The sequence below is a fragment of the Nitrososphaera sp. AFS genome (assembly GCF_009898475.1).
GTDB lineage: Archaea > Thermoproteota > Nitrososphaeria > Nitrososphaerales > Nitrososphaeraceae > Nitrosopolaris.
Genome location: NZ_QURE01000025.1, coordinates 1 through 22,964, shown reverse-complemented (window position 1 = coordinate 22,964; position 22,964 = coordinate 1). Strand labels below are relative to the sequence as shown.

At 37.6% G+C, this 22,964-nt stretch carries 21 protein-coding genes and 1 pseudogene; 13 read left to right on the top strand and 9 right to left on the bottom strand.

Annotation, left to right across the window (positions count from 1 at the left end; genetic code table 11):
- Positions 1-549: 549 nt before the first annotated feature.
- From DYY65_RS04730 to DYY65_RS04720, 3 genes are all read right to left on the bottom strand, one after another.
- Positions 550-918 carry an MscL family protein gene (locus DYY65_RS04730; protein ID WP_162476834.1) on the bottom strand — a complete coding sequence of 123 codons (369 nt, stop codon included), beginning with the start codon at positions 916-918 and terminating at the stop codon, positions 550-552.
- A gap of 713 nt (positions 919-1,631) precedes the next feature.
- Positions 1,632-2,330, bottom strand: a complete 699-nt coding sequence (locus DYY65_RS04725) for a hypothetical protein (protein WP_162476833.1) — start codon at positions 2,328-2,330, stop codon at positions 1,632-1,634.
- A 107-nt stretch (positions 2,331-2,437) separates the two neighbouring features.
- Positions 2,438-2,758, bottom strand: coding sequence for a hypothetical protein (locus tag DYY65_RS04720; protein ID WP_162476832.1), 321 nt, complete (start codon positions 2,756-2,758; stop codon positions 2,438-2,440).
- A 573-nt stretch (positions 2,759-3,331) separates the two neighbouring features.
- Between DYY65_RS04720 and DYY65_RS04715 the strand changes: the two genes are divergently transcribed.
- From DYY65_RS04715 to DYY65_RS04700, 4 genes are all read left to right on the top strand, one after another.
- Positions 3,332-3,604 carry a hypothetical protein gene (locus tag DYY65_RS04715; RefSeq protein ID WP_162476831.1) on the top strand — a complete coding sequence of 91 codons (273 nt, stop codon included), beginning with the start codon at positions 3,332-3,334 and terminating at the stop codon, positions 3,602-3,604.
- Positions 3,601-3,771 (top strand): hypothetical protein, encoded by a 171-nt coding sequence (locus DYY65_RS04710; RefSeq protein ID WP_162476830.1) that lies wholly within the window; start codon positions 3,601-3,603, stop codon positions 3,769-3,771. The genes DYY65_RS04715 and DYY65_RS04710 overlap by 4 nt, the downstream gene beginning before the upstream one ends.
- Before the next feature lie 200 nt (positions 3,772-3,971).
- The gene (locus DYY65_RS04705) at positions 3,972-4,670 is read left to right on the top strand and encodes a phosphoribosyltransferase (protein ID WP_162476829.1); all 699 of its coding nucleotides are present in this window, start codon (positions 3,972-3,974) and stop codon (positions 4,668-4,670) included.
- Between the two features lie 125 nt (positions 4,671-4,795).
- The gene (locus tag DYY65_RS04700; RefSeq protein WP_162476828.1) at positions 4,796-6,940 is read left to right on the top strand and encodes a sensor histidine kinase; all 2,145 of its coding nucleotides are present in this window, start codon (positions 4,796-4,798) and stop codon (positions 6,938-6,940) included.
- A 45-nt stretch (positions 6,941-6,985) separates the two neighbouring features.
- On the opposite strand, the gene DYY65_RS04695 is transcribed toward DYY65_RS04700, so the two are convergent.
- The gene (locus tag DYY65_RS04695; protein ID WP_162476827.1) at positions 6,986-8,176 is read right to left on the bottom strand and encodes a response regulator; all 1,191 of its coding nucleotides are present in this window, start codon (positions 8,174-8,176) and stop codon (positions 6,986-6,988) included.
- A 164-nt stretch (positions 8,177-8,340) separates the two neighbouring features.
- Positions 8,341-8,676: a hypothetical protein gene (locus DYY65_RS04690; protein WP_201449334.1), complete on the bottom strand. Its 336-nt coding sequence runs from the start codon at positions 8,674-8,676 to the stop codon at positions 8,341-8,343.
- Positions 8,677-9,284: 608 nt separating this feature from the next.
- Here DYY65_RS04690 and DYY65_RS04680 point away from each other — a divergent pair.
- From DYY65_RS04680 to DYY65_RS12940, 3 genes and pseudogenes are all read left to right on the top strand, one after another.
- Positions 9,285-10,145 carry a sugar phosphate isomerase/epimerase family protein gene (locus tag DYY65_RS04680; protein WP_162476824.1) on the top strand — a complete coding sequence of 287 codons (861 nt, stop codon included), beginning with the start codon at positions 9,285-9,287 and terminating at the stop codon, positions 10,143-10,145.
- Between the two features lie 166 nt (positions 10,146-10,311).
- On the top strand, positions 10,312-10,815 hold the full coding sequence (locus DYY65_RS04675) for a hypothetical protein (RefSeq protein ID WP_162476823.1): 504 nt from the start codon (positions 10,312-10,314) through the stop codon (positions 10,813-10,815).
- A 303-nt stretch (positions 10,816-11,118) separates the two neighbouring features.
- Positions 11,119-11,229 (top strand): annotated as a pseudogene (locus DYY65_RS12940) (hypothetical protein); the annotation flags it as partial.
- A gap of 495 nt (positions 11,230-11,724) precedes the next feature.
- Here DYY65_RS12940 and DYY65_RS04665 read toward each other — a convergent pair.
- Positions 11,725-11,901: a hypothetical protein gene (locus tag DYY65_RS04665; RefSeq protein ID WP_162476822.1), complete on the bottom strand. Its 177-nt coding sequence runs from the start codon at positions 11,899-11,901 to the stop codon at positions 11,725-11,727.
- On the opposite strand from DYY65_RS04665, the gene DYY65_RS04660 reads away from it, so the two are divergent.
- Both DYY65_RS04660 and DYY65_RS04655 read left to right on the top strand, forming a co-directional pair.
- Positions 11,892-12,290, top strand: coding sequence for a hypothetical protein (locus tag DYY65_RS04660; RefSeq protein ID WP_162476821.1), 399 nt, complete (start codon positions 11,892-11,894; stop codon positions 12,288-12,290). The genes DYY65_RS04665 and DYY65_RS04660 overlap by 10 nt on opposite strands.
- A 355-nt stretch (positions 12,291-12,645) precedes the next feature.
- Positions 12,646-13,257: a class I SAM-dependent methyltransferase gene (locus tag DYY65_RS04655; RefSeq protein ID WP_162476820.1), complete on the top strand. Its 612-nt coding sequence runs from the start codon at positions 12,646-12,648 to the stop codon at positions 13,255-13,257.
- Positions 13,258-13,553: 296 nt separating this feature from the next.
- Here DYY65_RS04655 and DYY65_RS04650 read toward each other — a convergent pair whose 3' ends face one another.
- The gene (locus DYY65_RS04650; protein WP_162476819.1) at positions 13,554-13,748 is read right to left on the bottom strand and encodes a hypothetical protein; all 195 of its coding nucleotides are present in this window, start codon (positions 13,746-13,748) and stop codon (positions 13,554-13,556) included.
- A gap of 702 nt (positions 13,749-14,450) precedes the next feature.
- The gene (locus tag DYY65_RS04645; protein WP_162476818.1) at positions 14,451-15,614 is read right to left on the bottom strand and encodes a polysaccharide deacetylase family protein; all 1,164 of its coding nucleotides are present in this window, start codon (positions 15,612-15,614) and stop codon (positions 14,451-14,453) included.
- A 1,696-nt stretch (positions 15,615-17,310) separates the two neighbouring features.
- Here DYY65_RS04645 and DYY65_RS04640 point away from each other — a divergent pair.
- The 4 genes from DYY65_RS04640 to DYY65_RS04625 all read left to right on the top strand — a co-directional run bounded on the left by DYY65_RS04640 (position 17,311) and on the right by DYY65_RS04625 (position 21,971).
- The gene (locus DYY65_RS04640) at positions 17,311-17,757 is read left to right on the top strand and encodes a response regulator (protein ID WP_162476817.1); all 447 of its coding nucleotides are present in this window, start codon (positions 17,311-17,313) and stop codon (positions 17,755-17,757) included.
- 93 nt (positions 17,758-17,850) lie between these two features.
- Entirely contained in the window at positions 17,851-19,398 is a 1,548-nt protein-coding gene (locus tag DYY65_RS12935) for a sensor histidine kinase (protein ID WP_162476816.1), read from the top strand.
- A gap of 871 nt (positions 19,399-20,269) precedes the next feature.
- On the top strand, positions 20,270-20,818 hold the full coding sequence (locus DYY65_RS04630; protein ID WP_162476815.1) for a hypothetical protein: 549 nt from the start codon (positions 20,270-20,272) through the stop codon (positions 20,816-20,818).
- Positions 20,819-21,023: 205 nt separating this feature from the next.
- On the top strand, positions 21,024-21,971 hold the full coding sequence (locus DYY65_RS04625) for a prohibitin family protein (protein ID WP_162476814.1): 948 nt from the start codon (positions 21,024-21,026) through the stop codon (positions 21,969-21,971).
- Between the two features lie 528 nt (positions 21,972-22,499).
- Here the strand turns inward: DYY65_RS04625 and DYY65_RS04620 are convergent.
- Positions 22,500-22,667: a hypothetical protein gene (locus DYY65_RS04620; protein ID WP_162476813.1), complete on the bottom strand. Its 168-nt coding sequence runs from the start codon at positions 22,665-22,667 to the stop codon at positions 22,500-22,502.
- Positions 22,668-22,964 lie beyond the last annotated feature (297 nt).

Below are 22,964 nucleotides of genomic sequence, written 5' to 3'. Positions count from 1 at the left end.
AGCAGACAATGATTTAAAGGTAATACTCCAACCCTGTAGCAAAAACAAAGACAACGATAAAGAGTTAGTTGCATTACAGCAATCCTTGGACCCTTCTAACTAGTATGACGGGTTATTGATTTTGATCAACGTATAATTGGTACTGTTCATTGAATCAAATTAGGAGATAGTGGATGATATGTGCAAACCGAAGATTTTTTGGGATTCACAAACCAGAATATCAATGTAAAATGTAGAGAAAAATGAAATGAATTTCTCAATCCAAATGAGATAGTTGGATGTAGAACAATCAATTTACCAGTCTAACGCGTTTTCAGCTACTACGAATGCTGGCTATAAGTATCTAAAGCCATTACTGTCAACTTATATCTAATTATTATCTCAGGCAGATTCGACATATGCTCCTTCTTCAATATTTTTGAATCCTACTTCTTTGAGTATTTGTGAGTTAAAAGACTCATTCCAACTACTAGTGCCATAGTATTGCTTTCAAAAACAAGGGCAGTACATTGGGGAGCAACGACTGGCTTGTCAGTGATAAGAAGAGACTTATTTTGATTCTGATGGCTTTGTTTTATCTTCTACTAATTTGAATCTCGATAATTGTTTGTACGCGATAAATACTATGAATGCAATTATCAGAAAGTTGATTATACTTCCGATAAGATGACCATACAAGAAAGTCGAATGTTCTACGGTGATCTTCACTGCATTCAAATTTCCTGCGGGTAAAAACAATCCAATAAAAGGTGTAACAATATCATTAACCAAGTCAGTAACCAACTTAGACGCTGCCTGTCCTATAATGAATGCAATTGCTAATCCAATTACGCCAAAAGTTTTCAGGAAGTCTACGAACTCTTGCATTAAGGATCTCTTAATTACAGGTGCAGAGGCACTTCCTGGGTCAGATCCCATTTGGCGTTGTTGCCAAATTGATAAATATAAAGACTCCGCAACTTTTTACCAGTTTATGATTTCACCTCGGCTAGACGACCCTTGTCATGTAAAATCTCGTTATTCGTGGTAATACTCCACAATTATATTCCTAAAATTGGATTCACAGCTAACTTGGATTTAAGATGTTGTAAAGTTTTGATTTTAACAAATCAGATCTTGAATTAATTAGATCTAGACAACCACACATTTAGATTCTGGAACACTTTACCAGCAGTACAATAATATCCGTAGGACTTGTGGCTCTATTCGATGATGGCCTTTTATCTGCTATACTTCATGCTTTGTTTTGTTGTAATAATTGTAGTAATAACAGCAGCAATCATCCTGACTGCTGTGCTTCTTTCACATGTACATGGGCCGCCTCATTATTATCATTATTTTCCCAATCACTCAACCGAGACAAAAATGGCTCCAATATACTTGGGCTAAATGAAGGGATTTGCTTGCTATAGTTGCGAGGCGAAGGGCCACTAGAACAGTATCTCCGATAAGGTCCAAAACAAATTTCTCATATGAATGATAAATCGTTAAGACCGTTTCAAATTTCGCTTATATTCGACTTTTGGGCATCAGACCATGCTGGCGACGGAGTATCATTTCGTGGCTATAAAGTTGGTTCAATTCTTTTCTATAACTCTGAAACGAAAGCCAGCATCTTGTAGTTAGCTATTTTAGGGCTGTCCAGCGTTCTTCCAATTCGTTAGCCAGTCAGTTGCAATCTCTCTTTGGGCTTGAGATAGACTTACAGAACCACTGCACACTGCATTATGAAGATAATTCTCAAATCTGTCTTTTATATGAAAGTTATATTGCCCATATCCTGGTTCAGGCCAGAGGTTTTTGACATCTGTGGGATTTCCACCTATCTCAAGTGATATCAAATGATCCAGCTCATAATTTGACCTCGAATCGGTAAACCCATAAGATTGCATGAGCCTTATCTTTAAAGGAGTAGTGTAGCTCACAGGCGGTCTAACTGTTTTGCTGAATCCGGGAACGCAAATTGTATTTTTGATGTCGTCCTGAGTTACGGATGGGTTTGTAGCTCCTAGAGTGCATTTTGGATCTGGTAACGCTCCGTTTACTATGTGGCAATTCGATGGAATTGAAGCGCTTCCGGCAAGGGGTATTGGTTGGGCCGCAGGAAATGACTGAGCACCGGTGGAAGAGGTGGAATTATTATCAGTGTTCTTCTCATGTTGTGTCTTAGTTTGGCTTTTGTGAAACAACCCATTAATTAATTTATTGAACGCACTCTGTAGGGAAAATGCATGTGCTTTTATAGATGAAGGAACGCTAGCAACAATGGTAATAATTATTGAAGCTATAGTAACTGTAAGTAAGTACTTTGTATTAATTCTTGAAGACATCTTCTATCAGCAAGATGTTCAGTCACAGATATATTTATTAGCTGAAATTTCTATTTTCTTACCAAATAGTCTGAACGCAGCTCTTTCACTTCGAATATGCTGATTCGTCATCTGTTCAAATTTAGACTTGAGGATGGCTGCCCTAAATTTAGCCCATAGACGTTAGCAAACTTTTCACCTATTGGATCAGGTAAGAACTCTAAAATCAAATTTTGTGCATTTTCTTTTGTCATCGAATTAATAACTTTGTTAATCTCTTCTTTGCCCCATATTGACGCTCTATCGTCCACATCATAATTGATTTTCCTCAAGGCTTTTTCGATTTCAAGTGCTTCCGATTCTTCTACGGGTAACAAATAATACTCCATTCTAGTATCATCTTTAATCCTATTGGGACAATGAATTAAGGTTATGTAAGTTCTCTTCATGATTGCTGGCGGGGATTCCTTTAACAGAAAAAGAGAGCTTAAGCGTAATTATGTACAATGTGTGTTTTTGTAGGTCATTCTGACAAGTTGGCATGGATCAATCAGTTCTATACACCACAGTTTGTCACTGAAGAACCCACTGTTTCCACCGGTTTTCATTTTGCTGCCGCTTAGGAATACAACAAGCAGCGATAATATACCCTCTGGATTGATGTTAACTTCCCTGTGGGCTTCAACTCCATGTTGCCTAGGTTGCGGGGCCCGATTCAAATCTTATATTCACTTCAAGCAAGAATGATCAGTTTATGAATTCTCGCTGTTCTGGTTAGGCAGCAATATTAGTAGCCAGGGTTGTAGGGCCAATGGTTTTTGCTAGATAATTCAGTATACGCTTCTCCAGCGTCAAGAGGTAGGTTTTCCCATCAGAGGTATCAGATGAAAAATATGATATTAGTTCACAACCCTTTGTAGAGCAATTTATTAGTTAATTCGGAATTAAACTCCTAATGAATAGGATATCAGCTGGATTAGCTATAGGGATTATGACCAGGACTATTAGTTCTGACATCTGCAATGACAAATTCTGCCTTGGCTATCCCACTAGTGACTTCGCAGAAAGGGAGTGGACAAAGTAGTGCAAACATGATGGCACAATTGCTAAGTGGAAAGAATCTAAAAATTGGTAATATGACACTAGGCTTTAGGCCAGGAGTGATGGTAATGCCACTAATGTGCATGACACTTAGCGGAAACTTGACGGGATTACCGATGCTTGGTAATATGATGGCACGAAATATGAATCAATCGAGTATGATGGGTCTGGCGCGCAAGGCAATCCATCCATGAATGGCCTAGGAGCAATGATGATGCGCAGCGGCATGGTACCTAGTGTGTGCTTCTCCATGAGTGATGCGTTGCTATTTAGATCCATGATGATGCATGGTGGAGCTCTGAATGACATGATGATGGGTGCTAATATGACTGCAACACCTTCGATGGCTAGCAGCAAGTAGGAATCAGAACAACTGAAAACTAGGAGCACATCATATCTTTTACTTTTTTTATTGCATGAATATTCGCTGTTGCGATTTAGACGTAATTAATATTAATAGATGGATTGGTTGATAGATACAAAAAAGATCTGAATAGATAGGCTTCGAAGACCGTTAAGTTTATGATTAAAGCTATAAGATAGATCATCCTGGATAGGCAATTGGTTGACATATTTAAACGCCTGACTGGCAAACTTCAATTCAGATTTAAAGATCGAGTATCTGCAGCAAAGATTTTGGCGGAATCTCTAAAGGATGTAGTCAGAAAGGATGACGAAAATATAGTGGTATTAGGAATTCCACGAGGAGGGGTAGTAATAGCAAATATTATTGCAAAGAAATTATCTGCTCGATACTTTGATATAATAATTCCTAGGAAATTGACTGACCCTGATAATAAAGAACACGCAATCGGAGCAGTCATGGAAGACGGAACAACTTACATAGACCAGGATCTTGTCCAATTGTTGGCTATTAATCAGGAATATTTGGAAAAAGAGAAGAAATACCAAATTGAAGAAATAAGACGTAGGAGCTCGTTGTATCGTAATTTACCGCAGCAATATGACTTTCAGGACAAAATAGTCATACTTGTAGATGACGGAGCTGCTACAGGAGCTACTGTTATAGTTGCAGCAAGATCAATTAGAAACCATGTGAAAAAACCAAAGAGTCTCATCATCGCATTACCCGTCACTAGTAAAGAAACAGCAATATTGTTGGAACGAGAATCTGATAGATTAGAGGTCGTTCTAAAACCTTCTACAGGTTTTCGTTCAGTGGGCCAGTACTATCAGGATTTTACACAGGTCACCGATGATCAAGTTATTCAAATAATAAATGACAAAACTATGAGCTAAAAGTACAGCTGCTTATAAGTGGCTTAGCTTGCGTGCTTGACAAAAACCTTTACTGAGCCTACGTTGATTGGGTTTAATGTATAAAAATACGTGCTTAAATATTTGTAGTTCTCATAATTGTATCATTGACAGTATCTGAGACTTCTGCTGCTAGGTCAGAAAAAACAGAGGTCGTGCACGGGTCTGAGAATGTGATCAAGAGAGAATTGCGATTTTTCTCTAAAGCCAAGAGCCGAATTGACACATGCATGGATCATACTAGACCATCACTGGCTTTAGATATTGAATCAATAAAAAAGTCCTTTCTTGAAGCAAAAAAAAGGAATGTAAAATTAAGATACCTTACCGAGATCACAAATACCAATGTTCCTTACTGCAAACAGCTAACATCAATTGTAAGTGAGCTTCGCCACTTGGACGAAATCAGGGGTAATTTCATGATAAGTGAAACTGAATATTTGGCTCCAACAATAACATATAAGGAGAAAAAAATTGCGTCATTAGCTATCTATAGTAGTGTCCGGGATACAGTAGAACATCAGCAGTATTTGTTTGATACCCTTTGGAGTAAATCTGTATCAGCTCAAAGAAGATTTCAGGAAATTGAAGAAGGAGAAACGACAACTCGATTTCAAACTAAACTAATTCAAGACGCAAACGTGATAGTGCAGGAAATCAGTCGATTATCAGCTAATTCAAATGACCTTCGATCGTGTCTGACATCTGGAGGATTACGGTATAGCTACGAGCATTTTTTTGAATTAAAGAAAAAACTATTGCAGAGGCAGCAAGAAGGAACACATAAGGGCATAAGGTACATTACTAATATTGATAAAGATAATGCAAAACTAGCAAAGATCTTTGTGGATGCCGGTTTTCAGATTAGACATATGAAGAATTTGCCTCCTATGAGTTTCGGATTATCAGATACTGAAATCGCTGCAACCATAGAAAAGATGGAGGGAGGTAGAATGGTACAAAGTTTACTACTAAGCAATGAACCGGCATATATACAACATTTCTCTTCTATATTTGACGAACTTTGGAATCAAGGAATAAACGCGGATGATAGATTAAGAAATCTTGAAGAAGGTTCCGATCTAGCAGAGATAGAAATTATCCAAAATCCGCGAGAGGGGATAAGTAGAGCGTGGAACTACGTGAGAAACTCAAAGCATGAGGTGCTATGTATCTTTGCAACCGCAAATGCATTTTGGCGTCAAACACGACTGGGTTTGCTAGAGCTATTAAATGAAGCAACAGAGCAGCGTGCTGTGGACGTTAGGATACTTATCCCTGCTGGCGAAAGACTAAAGGATACGCTAACCCAGGCAGCAAGAATTTGTCCTAAGGTGGATTTTAGAGTTGCTGAAGAGAGTCTTCAGACTAGGATTACGATTGTACTGGTAGACAAGAAGAATTGCATAATTATCGAACTAAAAGATGATACGAAGGAAAGTTCATTCTTTGCAGCTGGACTGGCTACATACTCCAACAGCAAGTCAATTATTTCTTCATATGCTTCAATTTTTGAGAGTCTATGGAAGCAAAACGAGCTATATGAACAACTTAAAACTCATGCCAAAATGCAGGAAGAATTTATTAATGTAGCTGCTCATGAATTACGTACACCGATACAACCCATACTTGGTTTGACAGAACTTCTAAGAATTCAAATAAAGGATGTCAATCAGCGCAAACTTTTGGATATTGCTATTAGAAATGCGAGGAGACTGCAAAGGCTTACAGAAGACATACTTGATGTTACTAAAATTGAAACGAAATCATTGGTTTTAAAAAAAGAATTATTCGATCTTAACGAGGTGATAATAGACGAAATATCTGATGCTAATAATCAAATTTCTAAAGGAAATAAAGTCAACAGACTTGATATCAAGTTAGAGCCAAAAGGCCATCGTCATGAGCCTACTTTAATAAAAGCAGATAGAGAAAGGATAGGCCAAGTAGTTTCAAACCTGCTGAGCAATGCAATTAAATTTACAAATGAAGGTAGCATATCTGTAATTATAGATAAGAGCAAATCTGCCAATGAAGTTGTTGTCAGTATAAAGGACACGGGTAGCGGACTTGATCCAGACATCTTGTCACGTCTTTTTTCAAAATTTGCTACAAAATCTGATAAGGGTACAGGTTTAGGGTTATTCATTTCAAAAAGTATAATTGAAGCAAATGGTGGTAGGATATTGGCTGAAAATAACGTTAGTGGGAAGGGAGCTACATTTACTTTTATCCTGCCAATCAGTGATTGAACGATGAGCTTTTTGAACAAGTACCTTATTTGTTGGAAGAATAGGTTATCTCTGGGTTAAAGTAGCCCTCACAGTGCCCATAAAGCTTTCAATTGTGACTGGCTTCTTAATAAAACTGTCTTTGGTTCTCGTATCTGGTAAGATGCTTGTAAGTTCAGGAACAGCTTCTAGAGCAGATACAAAAAGTATTTTGATATTACGATTGATTGCTTTTATTCTATAATATAATTGCAAACCGTTAAGCCCTGGCATCCTAATATCTAATATGACTAGCTTGTAATGAGAGGGACTTTGGCTTGCAACATGGTCCAATGCTTTAAGAGGGTCTGTGAATGCATCTGTGTTATAGCCTCCTGAAGACAAACATTCCTTGAATGTCCAAAGGCTATCCTCTTCATCATCGACTAACAACACGTTGATAGGCGCCCATCCCGATTCAGGGATGTCAAGTCGGCTGAGAGAGCCAAAGTCGTCGTTTCTGTGCACGTGGTATATAGGATAGTTAACAAATTCCCCTATGTTATGCTGGGGCATGATTATTTCCTCAAAATCATAGCTCGTATTGGTATGATGCAGTAGGGACAACTTTATTGCTTCGTACAATCCGTTTCCTATAGCTATGCCGTTAGGTATAGCCATCAAATTAATTCTTGAGCACCTATTCATTATGGTTCCAAATATGTCATTTTCTATGGAAGTAGCTGATTTGGCTACTTCTACCCTGCCATAATCTGCACTAATTCTGTAGCTAACTGGTGGTAGCCCCTCTTCTTGTAACTTGCGGTTAATTGTATCGCGTGCTCCAATAATAGTTATACAACATTCAAGCACGTTATCGAAGACAGATATGCCAAACGACCCAGATGACACAGGATAGTAGAATGCCAGACTATCACCGATATTTTTTATAATCTTGGCTCCTGCGCCTCTTGCTATCGCAGCTATATTATTTAGAAAAATGCTATAGTATTTTCTTATTTTCTCAGGCTCGAGTTTAGATGTTATTCGGGTCGAATCGACGATATCAACAAAACATACACAACAACTTTGAGTCCCTATGAAGCAAATTTCATTATATTCTTGAGTAGGCAAATTTCCAAGATCATTATCTTGCAAAGCATCATTCTTATCACCGTTGACCGAACCGTCAGTTGTGGTTTTCACTTTCCAGCCCCTTTTTCTATGGCTACACATCTTTGCCAATAAGTGGGTATTAAATATTCCTTTTACCCACATACGGGATTTACCTTAAATATTCTCCAAATAATGCTCACTTACCATCTTCTAGAATGGCAATGAAAAATATATAGTGACTGGCTATGGGCTATGATGCTCTTTAATACTTTATTTCTATTATTGGAATCCCATGTTTCATTAGATCGAAGAGAAGATCTAACGATTTATAGTGGTCCAGGAGCTGTTGGCAACAATACTCCAACAATGGAAGTTATTATCCAAATAATTACCCCAATCACTATGGCTTTCAGCCAACCGATTTTGTATATCCATCGCAAGGACAACAACCATGCTATCCCCCCTACGATCCCTGCTAACAACCCGTTCCCTAACAGGTAGTAGACTACACTGTAGATAATTGCCCCGATAACGGCAGTTGAGAACGCTGCCTTTATGCCTTCTTTTCCTCCAAATATCTTGGTAACGACATATATGATAATGGTGGAGACTATCAACCCAATTACAAAGCTGATTACTGCCCAAATTGAGACTGCGGCCATATCCATTTAGAAAAATCGTTGTAGTTAATATCGATAACGATGGTGATAATGTATTTGAAAAGTGGACTCAAGTCTTGCATGCGCATTTGAAAACAAAAAACCCAAATAATAAAAATAGTAGGGAGGGAGTTCGGTATCTATAGTTTGTACCTTGTTAAACAGCTCAATGGCTATCCATCCCTCGTGCTGATGGATAAACTTTCAGTCAACTTGTTTACATATCATAACGTCGAGGTTTCTCGATGCTCACTTGATGAAAGGATTTGATGAGAATATATTAAAAGATCTTCAGACAAGCCCTGAATATGAGTTCAGAGTAAGGCAGTTCAACATTCACGACAATCCGGAAGTTGATAAATGCTTTTGTTTACAAGAAGCTCCAAACCTAGAGGCGCTTAGGAAAAATCACGAAAATTAGGGATCAAATGTGATCGGATAACCGGAATAAAAACTACTGCTTAGAACCAACCTTATATGTGAATATTTCTATTAGGTGACATATACTATTTGCAGGCCTTAGGACTCATTTACCGATAATTCGCTTATTGGTCATATCTGAACTCATCTAACCTGAATGGAAAGCTCAGTTAGAAAAACTAAGTTAAGGATTGCCAAGACCTAAGGAGCAAATAAGAAATACAATTGGTCTCACATATGATTACGGTCGGTCGGAATTAGATATGCCATCTTATGGAATGCTTACAAATCCTTCAAATGAGATATTAAGTGAAATCAGTAAAATACGTGAGCTAAATTTTGAATATGTTGAGATAGGTATTGAAGGACCTGAGGGTAGTCCACAGATAGTTAACAAGAAGAAGAATGAGATAACGCGGTTGCTTAACACTTTTAAACAGAAACCTATCGGTCACACACCGTTTTGGATAGATCTGGGCTCAGACTGTTACTATGTTAGGCATGCATGGGTCTTAGAAGCCATGAGAGACATTAGGACAGCGAAGAACATAGGGGTGGATCTGATAAATTTTCATGCCAACCTCAATGGTATGTTTTACGGTGAAAAGAGAAAAATCCTGTTGGATAATTTGATAAAGAGTCTCAGGGAGATTGTAAAGTATGCATCCAAGTATAATGTGCGTGTTATGCTAGAAAATGTGCCACTTTCGAATGGAATACATGATGTGGTTGAATTTAACTATATTATCGATAATGTTAATTCGTTGCTTGTTCATTTAGACGTTCCCCATGCATTTACCTCTGGAGGGATGGATTCTGTTTTTGACTACATAAGTACATTCAGAGGTAAAATAATTCATATTCACTGGCACGACAATCATGGTAAAAAGGACGAGCATCTTGCGGTAGGAGAAGGTCTAATCAACCACGAAGATATAGTCAAAGCACTGAAGGACGTTGAATATGATAGAACAGTTACTTTGGAGGTTTTCACGAGTGAAAATGATGCTAAAGTTTCTGCAGATAAGCTGAAGGCCATGTGGCGGATATAGTCATCAAAACCTATTATCTTCTATAATAGACATCCGTCGTATCAGCTTTTCCTGGCGCATTCGGCTATCTGTCCAGCGGCCAATTGATGGTCCATTAGCTTATTTTCAAGTTGAATAAATAAAAATTTAATAACTGCTCTGGTGATTAGCTATTCTAGCTTATACTATGTCAGATGAAAACAATGTCCAGATAACTTCGGAAGAGCAAGATGATATGCCCATAGAGCAACTGCAACAACAGCAAGATGTACCGGAAAGTCGTGAAACAGAAGTATCCCCGGAAAAGATTTTAAGAAAACTTTCTACTACTCCAAAGGCAATTAGACTAGCTACCATTTCTAGGCTACTAGAGAAGCATACTAGTCAAATGGATAAACTGGGCCGGACAGTTCAACCACTACAAACTCAAATTGATAAAATTACAACAATGGTTCAACCATTACAAAAACAGCTAAGGTCATTGGAAAGACAAACTGAGATTGTTAAACAATTTCCCTCCCATCTTAGACAATTAGAAAAACAAATGTCGCAGGTTCAGAAGGATATTCAGAAAATTAGAGTAACATCGATTATAAAGCAGGCCCCTACCACCAAAAGAAAGAATAACACGAAAAGAAAGAATAACACGAAAAGAAAGGATAGCACCAAACGATCTAGAAGAAGAAAATGAGTTAAGACCGGTAATATTCAATAACTGCATAGAAAATGGCAATAAATGACCGGTTGACCATTTTACAGTCATGACCTGTGTGAGTATATCAGAACAAATTGGAAGAGATGCCGGGACGTGTATTACATACTTATCCCTTGAAACATCTTTGTTTTAACCAAAATAATATAATATGCGCCCAATGAAGAAATAAAAAGAGATGTTGAAGAATTAGGTGGTGACGGCTGGGAATTAGAGGAAGACAAGCTCGTAAAATCATTTCAATTTTCAAGTTTTGTGAATGCAATTTAGTTTGTAAATAGTGTAGCAAATATTGCTGAGAAGGTCAACCATCATCCTATTATTAAGATTAATTGGAGGACCGTTAAGCTTTCACTCCTTCGATGTCAATGCCATAACCAAAAGAGACATTAACCTTGCAAAAGCGATTACAGATCATTGGAAAGCCACCAGGTCTGAGATTTACTAAAACTCGCTTTACTACTTTCGTAGACTATTTTCGTAGACTATTCACATTAACATTAATTGCTAGCTCTAATCTTCTAAACAGATACATGATTATATTCAATCTGAAACTCTTTGTTTTGTAGTCGTTGGCTATGGCACATTTCAGATTGATGAGTCTAGGATAATGTCATACTACGAGATCATCCCTTTCTTCTCTTGCTATTCTAGCTTACAGCATTCTCCACCAGCATCATAGTCAAGTCAGCCTTTGGATTGTTCAAAGTGGTCTTTTACCACAATATCATAGAAATTTAGAAGAAGGATACGATTCGACGTAAAGTGCTCAGTGCAACATATAATGAAATGACAGGTCATGCCAATGCTTGTTCACTAGGTTTTTCAAAGAAATTTGATACAAACTAGAAAATCAGATGTCTCAGTAGATTATTGTTTCAGCCAACGCTATAATTTCCGCCAAAGCGTGCTATCCTCTGGAGGCACCTGTTTTATAACGGATGGATGATTTTTATTCATCCTTTCCTTTACCTCTTCTTTATCCAAAAACTGGAATAATGTATTAGATTTTTCGTTTGAAAAGCCAAAATACATCGTAAACGTATGGATTGCTGATGCAGACAAAGTCTAGACCACTAGGAGTCACTATTATTGCAATCTTGATCGTAATAGCTGGTATTCTGACACTTCTAGTAGGGATAGGATCAATTGCCATTGGACCGCTTACCGCACTAGGCTTAGTTTTCGTGGCAGCTGGCGTCGTATCGTTAATAATCGGTATCGCATACCTTGTTATGGGCTATGGGCTGTGGAAGGGAAAAGGATGGGCATGGACTATATCTATGATAGTATTGATTATCGGAATTATCATAAAACTAATCTCACTTCCTAGAGCAGTTGCATCGGGTTCGAACTTTTCAGAAGATATCGTAAGTATTGCCATTAGCGCGTTCATTCTATACTATCTATACCGACCTCATGTCAAGGCATACTTCGGAAAGACAACTTTCTAACCTTCGCCTCGACAGAATTTCGTCGCATAAGCCGTTTTCTTTGGTCGGTTTATTTGTTGGTTCTTTGAACACATTTTTCTTAGCACATGTGCTGTTGTAAACGCATTGGCTATCGGTCTGGGGAATTCCGGCGAATCTAGTGGGAGCCCTAAATTGTAATATCCGTAGAAAGTATCTTGCAATTAGCTTATAATTTAATAGCAATCTAGCATTAGAAGCTGCTTACTTCTGTGGATTTCCTTTCTTGTTATTGCTCCATCCTCATGTTCTGGGCTGCACCTCATCGACATCAGAGGATATGAACAAGCATACATAGCAGAATTTATTATCGTATTCTACAGAATTAAGATAGATTATGTCAGGACTAGAAAAAGACTTTCCTAACTGGGAAACATTATACAAAAATCAAAAGGTAGAAACGATGCCATGGTTTAATGAAACCTTAGATACTGATTTACAAAGGGAATTAGATAACAGAAAGATTTTCAATGACGGTAAATTCCTTGACCTCGGCACAGGTCCGGCAACACAAGCAATATGTCTTGCTAAAAGAGGTTTTAGTGTTATCGGTTCTGATATATCTGAAGCTGCAGTTGAGAGAGCAACAAAAATTTGTGTCAATGAGAAAAATATTAAATTTATTGTAGATGATATTTTAAATACAAAGCTTAATGACAATGAATTTGACTACATATTTGACAGAGGTTGCTTTCATGTTCTTTCACCCGCAAACAGATCAGAATACATCAGAAAAATAAAAAGAATACTAAAAGCTAATGGAATCTTATTTTTAAAATGCTTTAGTGACAAAGAGCCTATGCAGGAAGGCCCATACAAGTTATCACAAGACGAAATAAAAGATTTATTTAATGAATCTTTTAGAATAGATAGTATAAAAGAAACGGTTTATCAGGGAACCTTGGATCCGCTTCCAAAGGCATTATTTGTTGTTTTGATAAATCAATAGATTGGAGGTAGAAGAAAGCGCAGACAGATTAGAATTTGTTTATTAGATGATTCGTGACTTAATCTAACACTACTGCTAGTACTAGCTAACTGAATGTAGAAGAGCTACTTGTCCTGGAAACTGAACTACTAAAAGTACTGATTTTGCTTTGGTACTGACCCTATAATGCCAACCTATGTCAATTATGGAGTACATATGGTTCCACTGTTATGTGTATGTCCCAGGCTTTTTCCCACTAAGGATATAGCCAGAAGAAGCAAAGGGGCTTTAGAGAGAGTTCGTCAGACCTGGCGGCGCTAATACAAAGGCTTCCAGATGGTTCCATAACAGGAAGTACAAGCCCCAGCACCACTCTTAGTCAAAACTTTTGGATCAATAGCTAACGTCGGTTGCGCAATTTCAGACATTCCCAAAAGCACACACGCAAAAACTATTCCGACAACAGAACCTATTAGAGCGGTTCTCATAACCCATGAATCATAAGTTAACATATAATGTAGTTGATACACCATCAGCCTTCATTATATCGTACGCGTTAAAGTAGAACCACCAAATGTATAATCAGATCATGTAGAATATAATATGAAGTAATGAAGGTGAGATCGAGAAGCTGTCCTATCTGTGCGAACTGTGGATCAAAAAAATTTAGAATATTAAGTCGTTCTGAGAGCGAAATCTCATTGCAATGTGTCAAATGTTACCAGACATTAACCATTTAAAAGTTGATTTTCTAATCGGGCTGGGCCGAAGACCTGTCCACTTAGTGGGTAGATGCTGGCCTGCAAACACTTGGAGTCTTAAGTTACAGAGCACCGTCCTAAAAATCTTCAATCCTAGAATTCTTTTCAACTCTAATTTAAACTTGAACTTGGTTTCCCCACCGTATAACGTATTGGCATTATATCTATAGTGATTACTGTGATTTTTTATTAGTTCATCTTTAACGGTCCACGTGAATCATTTATGATAAAACCACAAGAGCTAACCTACCAAGCCAAATCTGAAGATGATTTAACGAAAAGAGCGCGTAGAGTGATCCAAACGAGTCAGCAGTCAAGATTCGAAAGGCAGATGGCCAATAAATTGTCTGTAGAAGCCTTGTATTTTCTACAGGAGGTGGCTTTCTGTTTGGTACAGCAATTGTAGGATATGCCATTATGAAGGATATGGGAATTGCTGTAGGAGCGTCTGATTTATCTTAATGTGGGTTGAGCAGGATTGGCAGACGGGGATGTAGACGAAGCAGTAATCGTTTCAAGCGGAGGAACAGCGTTCTTCAAGTAAAATGCATTCTTTACTGGATCGAAGCCAAGTTGGTTGAGTAATAATACCCTAAAGCCATTGTCATGCAGATATTTCATTTCTTGGGCAAATAAACTGACAGTAATAGTCGATGCGGCATTATCATACTCGTCCATATTGTTTGTTAGATTGTGGTAAGTAATAATTGGAAACGCCCCTATTTTTCCGTTCGAATTATACGGAATCTGGCTGTTCATACGTTGAACGAACTGTTGAAACATTTCTGGAGGGCTGAAGTTGTGACCGGCACTTATGTGGAAGAAACTTTCACTTCGAATGTCATATCTATTTGCAAGATTCAGCTTCCCGTCAGCTGAATATGTGCTGCAATTTGTCTGGGTATCTTTGGGAAAGCCAATGCAATTAGTAAACATGAGTGGGGAACTACCTGTTCGTGCAAGATCATAATATTTGGCAACGATATTTACAATAGTCGGATTATCGGATCCCAAATTCAAAGGATATCCAAAAATCGGGGTGTTGTAGCCTTGATTAGCAAGGCATTGTCTGGAATATCCTATCTCATAAGCCAATTTAGCTGGGGATGAAAGCAACGTTGTCAGATGAGCATGGGTCATGGTGTGTGATTCTATATCCATTTTATCGTTTCGTAGCTTTGCTATATCAGGCCATGTCATCCAATAAGGGGCAGTAGCCATTTTGGCGCATGGAATAAAGAAAGTTGCCTTGTATCCGTACTGATCTAGTATTGGTTTTGCGTACACTAACTGACTCTTCCATCCGTCATCAAAATTTATCATAATCACCTTATTCACTTTGTGGGCAGAATCCGTTGTACTGGTAGGTGAAGGTGAGGTTGAGGTTGGTGGGGGTGGTGCGAAGTAAAGGTGAGCTGTTGACTGATTGGTTTGGTAATTTGGCAGGGAATCTGGATTAATTGAAGGAGATGAAGAGGACGATGATTTTGTATGATGATGGTGTGATGAAGAGGAAGATTTACTCAGTGCAACCTGTAAGGGAGTAATTCCAGCTGCAAGGGTTATGGTAATACCAAGTAAAACAAGTTCAAAGATGACGATTTTAGCTTTATTCAAAGTTATCAGCTGAGCATACTAAATCCGTTTCGCATGCTATAACTGTTATACTGGTAAAAATTTCATTGATTTAAGATTCAAATTGATTTTATTGATTACACCAAATTAATTTTGAATTTTGTAAAATTAGAATGGAAGAAATTGTTACGATTTGGCTAGTTCTGCAGCATGTCAGATCATTGCACCAGTATATGAAACCCGGGGATTCATAGTATAAATCTACAATTTAAATCTATACTTCAAATTTAAGTCCCTTATGTAGAGCTTTCACCCTAGATGATTATTTGTATGGCCTAAAATTGCAAGAGAATATGGAATCGTTGGATAGTGCAATAAATTAAATCACTTTCCCAACCATTCCGATAATACTCTCCATCACACACTTTGTTCTTCCTCATATAATCACTCCAATCTCTGCTTAATCGTAGTCTTTCGCTTACGGGGCAGGAGTGTCTTGTGAATTTTTTCGCCATTTACTGTTTATGCTTATGACCAATCTAGACGTGATCCTTTGATTTGAGCCAGATGTCGATACTCGGTTTTTGGCATTTAGCTGTAATTTTTATTTCACAGTATCAATCCATTTACCCTACATGTATCATAGACATTAACAACTTTAGATGTTTCAAGTTTTTCAGATCTCTTGGGGCATCCTTCTGACCGCTTAATGGTGTAGGAATGTACATTTGCAGAGGTCCGCATATTTGGAATACTATTATCTTCAATTGTTAATTTGTTAATTTGATGTAAATTAATTCGTGATGGCTTTAACATTAATTATATACTGTTAGTCTCATTATCGAAACAGCTAAGTGGTTCCAATATCGGTTCTGTTGATTCTAATGTTAGCTTGCATGGCTATGGTGTCATGGTGACCATAGTTGTAGCACCTAATTGGATGGCTAAGCTCTGAGCTCAAGGTTGTAACTGCTTGTGGCATCAAAATTTATCCCATTATACTGTTCTATAAAAGGGTATACCCTTCGACTAGGTATGATATGTGGGACAACGTAGCACAAAGTATGGTTTCTCCAAGACATATGTCCTTAGTTTATTTTACGAATGAACGCTAATAATCTTATATTGTAAGTTATATTTATCAGAACACAAATGAATTACGTATAAACATGTCATCCGTTAAGTATGATCTACAATAACCTTATATTCTTTAAACACTATAGAAGCAGATATGTTTGAAAGTATAGCATACGTAGGTCTTGGATTTGCAGCGGTATTTCTTGCGCTGGAAGCAACATGGCACTTTACAGCATGCAAATTACGTGACAGATCACTACAGCCTTGCTTCTACAAGCAAATTGGCTTATTAAAGTAGAGAAGAGATGCTGGCAAGTATCAGAAAGGAGACATACTTACAAGAATGAAGAGCCCACCTGAAGCGAGAGCGGAACTGGTACGATACAAAGCTACTGAAGCAAAACGAGTCAGCCTACCTGGTGGACTTAGGTATTTCCAGAAGGATATTGGTTAGAGAGGGCTGATCATAAATCAAATCTATTCTCAGTCTCAATATGTTTCCTCCCAACTGTGTCTCTATCATTGATCTAGCCATCTTTTCACGATCCGGATATTTCTCTTAATTGAGGGCTTTGTCAAAATCTTTAGTAAGTGGTGATGTTAAATAATAAGAATTGAGCTTGAAAACCTGTTAAAAGTAAATGGTACGATGATGTAAATAATGAACGCTTATGAACTCACACGGGATCACGCAGCTACCGTAGAAGTTAGAGAACAATTTTGGAAAAGGATACTGATTATAGATGACGATCCTGATGTAACTGTAACCTTCAAAGTAGGAATTGAAGATACAAATAACGTTGATAATAATAAGAAAAAAATTGCTGTGGATACTTCAAACGACCCACTAGCAGTACTGTCGGGGTTTAAGCCATTTTTCTATGATCTTATTTTAATTGATATTCGTCTCCCACATATGAACGGGTTCGAATTATGTGAAAAAATTCTTGCTGTTGATATTAATGTCAAAATCTGTTTCATGTCTTCTGGAGAAATAAACCGCGAGGCTTTAAGGGAAATTTATCCATCAATAAGCCTGGGTTGCTTTATCAGGAAACCAGTTACTATTGATGATCTGGTAAATAGAATTAGGTCAGAGCTGGATTAGGTGGTTGTAAATGCTTAAGGGGATGAGTGTTTGATAGACAAGACGAGGAGCCGAGAAAAGATGAGACGAGGAATAAGGTAGAGGGGATCTAGAGTGGATAAAATAAATTCAAGAATTCTCTTAAAAATTACTCTCCTAGTTATTGTTGAGATTATACTTATAGTCAGCAGTTTCAGTGTTTTGGCTTTTTTTTCCCAGCAGTCGTCGTTGGGAAATACCATTAATATTGCAGGCAAGAATAGGTTCCTTGCTACAAATCTCTTATTACAAACTGAAAAATACTTGGATGGATTTTCTAGCACTTCACAAGTAGCTGCTGCCATAAATGGCCTACAATTCAATATAGTGACCCTTAAACAAGGTGGAATAATCTCAGGTATTGATTTGAAACCGCTGCAATCAAATCTTTTAGAGATGTGGAAAACGATTTATCAAAACTGGAATGTTTACAAGCTTTCTTTCACAAGGGTAGCATTGACCCATCAACTAAGGGCTAGGTTAATAGATCAGCCTCTGGCACAGATGAGATTTGAGTCATTAGCTTATAACCTGGTTAATGCCTCTGATAGATTGGTTACGCAGCTGGGAATACAAACAGACAGAAATTCTCAGAATCTGATGCAATTGCAAATTCTTTTTGCAATTCTAATCGTTGGTATTTTAGTACTAATTTTGTACCTTGTTACAAGAATGTTAAAACCGATATTCGATCTGACTCAAGCAACCTCTAAATTGAAGAAAGGAAACTTTGATGTGACCGTTAGACAAAAAGGTACTGACGAACTATCTATTTTAACTGAGTCCTTCAATTCTATGACGGCTTCTATCAGAAGGTACATGAGAGACCAAAGCGAATTGACACAAAAGCTTGAAGAGACAAATCAGAAACTCAATAATAACGATAAACTAAAAAATGATTTTATTAGCATAGCTGCTCACGAGCTACGCGCACCTTTGCAACCGATATTGGGTATGGCTGAAGTTCTCCGACGAAGAAGAACGGGTGAAGAGAAGATTAACACTTCAGGAAAGGAGGACATAGAGTACCTTGATATCATTATTAGAAATGCAAAGAGGTTGCTAAGATTAGAACAAAACATTTTGGATATGACAAAAATTGAGAGCAAGTCCTTAAAGCTAGACAAGGAGAGGTTTGATATGATTGAAAAAATCACAAATGTGATTAATGATTTTAGTAATGATCTATCCAAGGAAAAGATCGAGCTTGTATTTACTTCAAAACATAAATCACAATCTGAACCAATTTTAGTTAGCGCAGACAAAGTGAGGATATTTGAAGTTATATCGAATCTGTTAAGCAATGCAATAAAGTTCACGGCTAATTCAGACAAAAAAAATGCAGAAAAACGAGATGGCGAAGCTGTTGTGAATATCAAAGATACAGGCCCAGGCATAAAGTCAGAAGTCTTGCCAAAGCTATTTTCAAAATTTGTAACAAATTCCCCTGGTGGAACAGGAGTTGGCTTGTTTATATCTAAAAATATTATTGAAGCACACGGAGGTAAAATATGGGCTGAGAACTATCCCAAGGATAGTAACAGTAATAGCAATAGCAATAGCAATGAAAGTGGAAATGAAAAGGGAGCTATATTTTCATTCAGTCTACCATTAGCCAAGTGATAGAAACTAGACGCCCTCAGCGGCAAGGAACTGAAAACCTCTTTTCACTTGTGACAGAAGCATCTGACCTCATAGAGGGCTAATGATGACTCAAGTTAGCATTATTGGTGAGGTACTGAGGCAATTTTGTAGCTCTAGTTTGTAAGGAGAGTCTCATATCCCAGTGGTGATCAAAATCTTTGCTAGGAGAAGATGATATAGTAAAATGTCAACTTGCCCGATTTAAGTCACTTTTAACCCATCCTCATTCAAAAATGCAAACTCTCTAGCCACCATCCCACCTATTATTTCTTCTTCTTCACTTCATTGTTACTCTTTTTGCCTGCTAAGTTTAACCGACATAACGTCTGTGCCTTCAAAATCCTGCTGTATTCGCCGACAAATCAGTATATAGAGCCAACTCGCTTTTCATCTGTATCATTTTTCATTTACCTTGGTAATGGTGCGCAATTATTACACCCATCAATATTATCCGAGAAATAAAATGATCATTTTCGTGTTTGAATGTCAACTTTAAGATAGACAATAACAATCAATCAATCAAGCAAGTCTAACAGCCAGGGATGAAGGAAGAGTTTAACTGGGGGTCTTAACTCTCTGCATCAACACTGACCGATAGTACTTGCTCTCCTGCACATTACCTGTGGTATATACGCTCTGGTATACAGTACAGACTATACAAATCAATAAGGATTACTCAATAAAGAAGAGTACTATAGGGGAGTGGAACAACCCACAATGGAATCATATTATATCCTACAACAGCACCTTAAGCGAGTCCTAAATGAAGGTAAAATATGTATATAAAACAAGTGAGTAAATATTATATGTCCTTCTCAAATTAATAAAAGTAAATTTGGAAGTAGGAAAGATGTCTGTAACTGTACTAGTTAATGTCATAGTCGGTCTTATCAAGTCCGTTAACAAAAAAACCTTAATAACTTTAGGGGTATCGGCAGCCATCTTTGCTCTAGGTCTTGCTGCTTCAGCAGTAGGGGAGACAAAATCAAAACCATTCGATAGCTCTACTACCCCCCAAGAGATGTTAGACTTGTACAAGTCAGGACTCCCGTTTAAACAGTATATTTCGCTAACAATAAAGAATCCTGCAAGTGCAGAGCTCATTAAGCAAGAATTAGGGGACTCGAATATTCAGTGTGGTGGAAAAGGAACAGACGTCAGGACAAATAAAGCAGTCTGTAATCAAATGATATCATTTATGAACCAAACTTGTACAGTAGATCCTAGTATCTCAAGAAATTGTGAACAGGCGTACATATCTGATTATCTGCTTTCTCAGCACCTAACAGAAACACAGCAGAGTAAATTATCCTATATAACTTTGGCTAGGGCTGCATCTACGAATCATCCAGAAGCAATCCCCGATGAATTAATACGGCTTTTGAATACAAGTAATTAAGAGTATTGGAAGAATGGAAGCGTCAGGAATGAAATCAGACCAGGGTTATCACGTCAGGCCAATCTCTCTAGGGCGACTGAGGAAAATACTCACGATGGAATTTTCTATCACTAGCTAAGTTGAAAAATCTCGGCCATATTATGGCAGCTATGATTAAATTACCTTCGATTTTCATATTATAATTGTTAAAGAATAAGTAAGTTTTATGAGAAATCCATTCAAGAGATCAGGTGACGGAGTCCATAACGCCAGTGGAGGATCGTATAGATATTCAAGGCCGGGCTCTTCTAACAAGTTAATAATTATAGCAGGAGTAATCACATTTGTTGTTATTATTGTCGTTATGTTTGAATCAGTAGTTGTTGTACAAGCAGGTCACAGAGGAGTTGTTCTGTATGTGGGGGCCGTGGAAAATCGTGTATTAGGAGAAGGGGTACATTTTATCATTCCATTTGCTGAAGAGGTAGTACAGATGGAAGTACGTACTCTCAAATATCAAGCTGATGCCACTGCAGCTTCAAATGATCTTCAAGAAGTTCAAACCACAATCGCGTTGAATTATCATATTAGTCCAAGTCAGGCAAATATAATCTATCAACAGCTTGGAGCAGACTATGCAAACAGAATAATCGCACCAACCATCCAGGAATCAGTTAAAGCAAGTGTGGCAAAATTTAATGCTGAAGAACTAATAACAAAAAGAGCCACAGCAAAGGATGTAATAGCTCGAAGTATTGCTAACACTCTTGGGGCAAGGAATATAGTTGTCGAAACAGTATTCATAACTGACTTTAAATTCTCACAAGCTTTTGCTAATCAGGTAGAATCAAAAGTAGTTGCATTCCAAAAATATTTAACTGAACAGAATAATTTATTGGCCATAAAAGTAGTTGCAAACCAAACAGTTGTACAAGCCAATGCGACGGCTAGAGCAAACGTAGCCAAGGCCAGTGGTGAATCACAGGCAATTAGAATCATTACTTCACAATTAAAGCAAAGTCCAGATTATCTTCAGTGGCTATCCATCAATAGATGGAATGGGCAACTCCCATATGCTCTAGGTGGTACTGGTGGAGTCCCATTCTTTCAACTACCATTAGCGCGGCAGTCTCACACTCAGAATCAGACTCAAAACCAAACTCAATTTAGATAACACCTTTCACATACTGGACAACCATCGAAAGTCCATCAAGATAGTTAACAGCCATGGAACTGATATGCTTTCAGACCAGTCTTTGAAAGACTTCCATACGGTATCACGAAATATCTGAGAAACGAACCAATGGGTTTAGCACTTCATCTTAGTGAGATCCCTATCAAGCGTACCTAGGCATCGGGTAGTGCTTGCCGTCTTTTCGGTATTGCTGCCAGCAAGTGCCATGAAAGAAGAATAGAATATCCATATCCTTGATATCCATATTTATAGCACAATAATCACATATTCTGCCTCCAGTAAAATAGCTTGGCTTCAGATCTTTGGTGTTAGTCTTTTGATGCATTGTTCTTTTTGTTTTTGGCAAAGTCTTGTTAACCTTGACTACTCTTCCTCCTTTATCTGACTAACCTTACTTCAATTTTGAGTCTGTTAAAAATAGTCAGGCTAAAATCGTTTATCTCTATAAAACCATTATTAGTGAAAAACACATATGCCATATCAGTTACAAATGGAAAGGATAATCAACTATGTCCATGAGGATCTGGCTTTATACCATCTATAGATAAAATATGCAGCAGCAATTATTATAATTGCTATGATAAGTGGTGCTAAAACATAGATAACTATAGCAGCAACTATGATTAGAACAATAATGATAATTATATCTAATGCGCTTAAACCTTTTGTCATCATTTCTAATGATATAAGAATCGCAAGTAGTATATAATTTAGTAGAGGCTGCATCCTTTTTATATCATTTCTGCAAGGATCTGTTCTTCATCTTACCTGACAATTCTATATGGTGCAGTACATCACATGATATTATCAGCGCGGTCTATTTATTACAAGTTTGATTAAAAGATGATGTTCATTAAGTGGGAAAAAGATAAAAAGGTACACTCTGTGTGTTTGATGAAGTAAAGATAAGCTTGTATTGTTGGTGTAAAGATGACTTTCATATCAATTGGCATGGCTAGTTAGTTAGTTAGC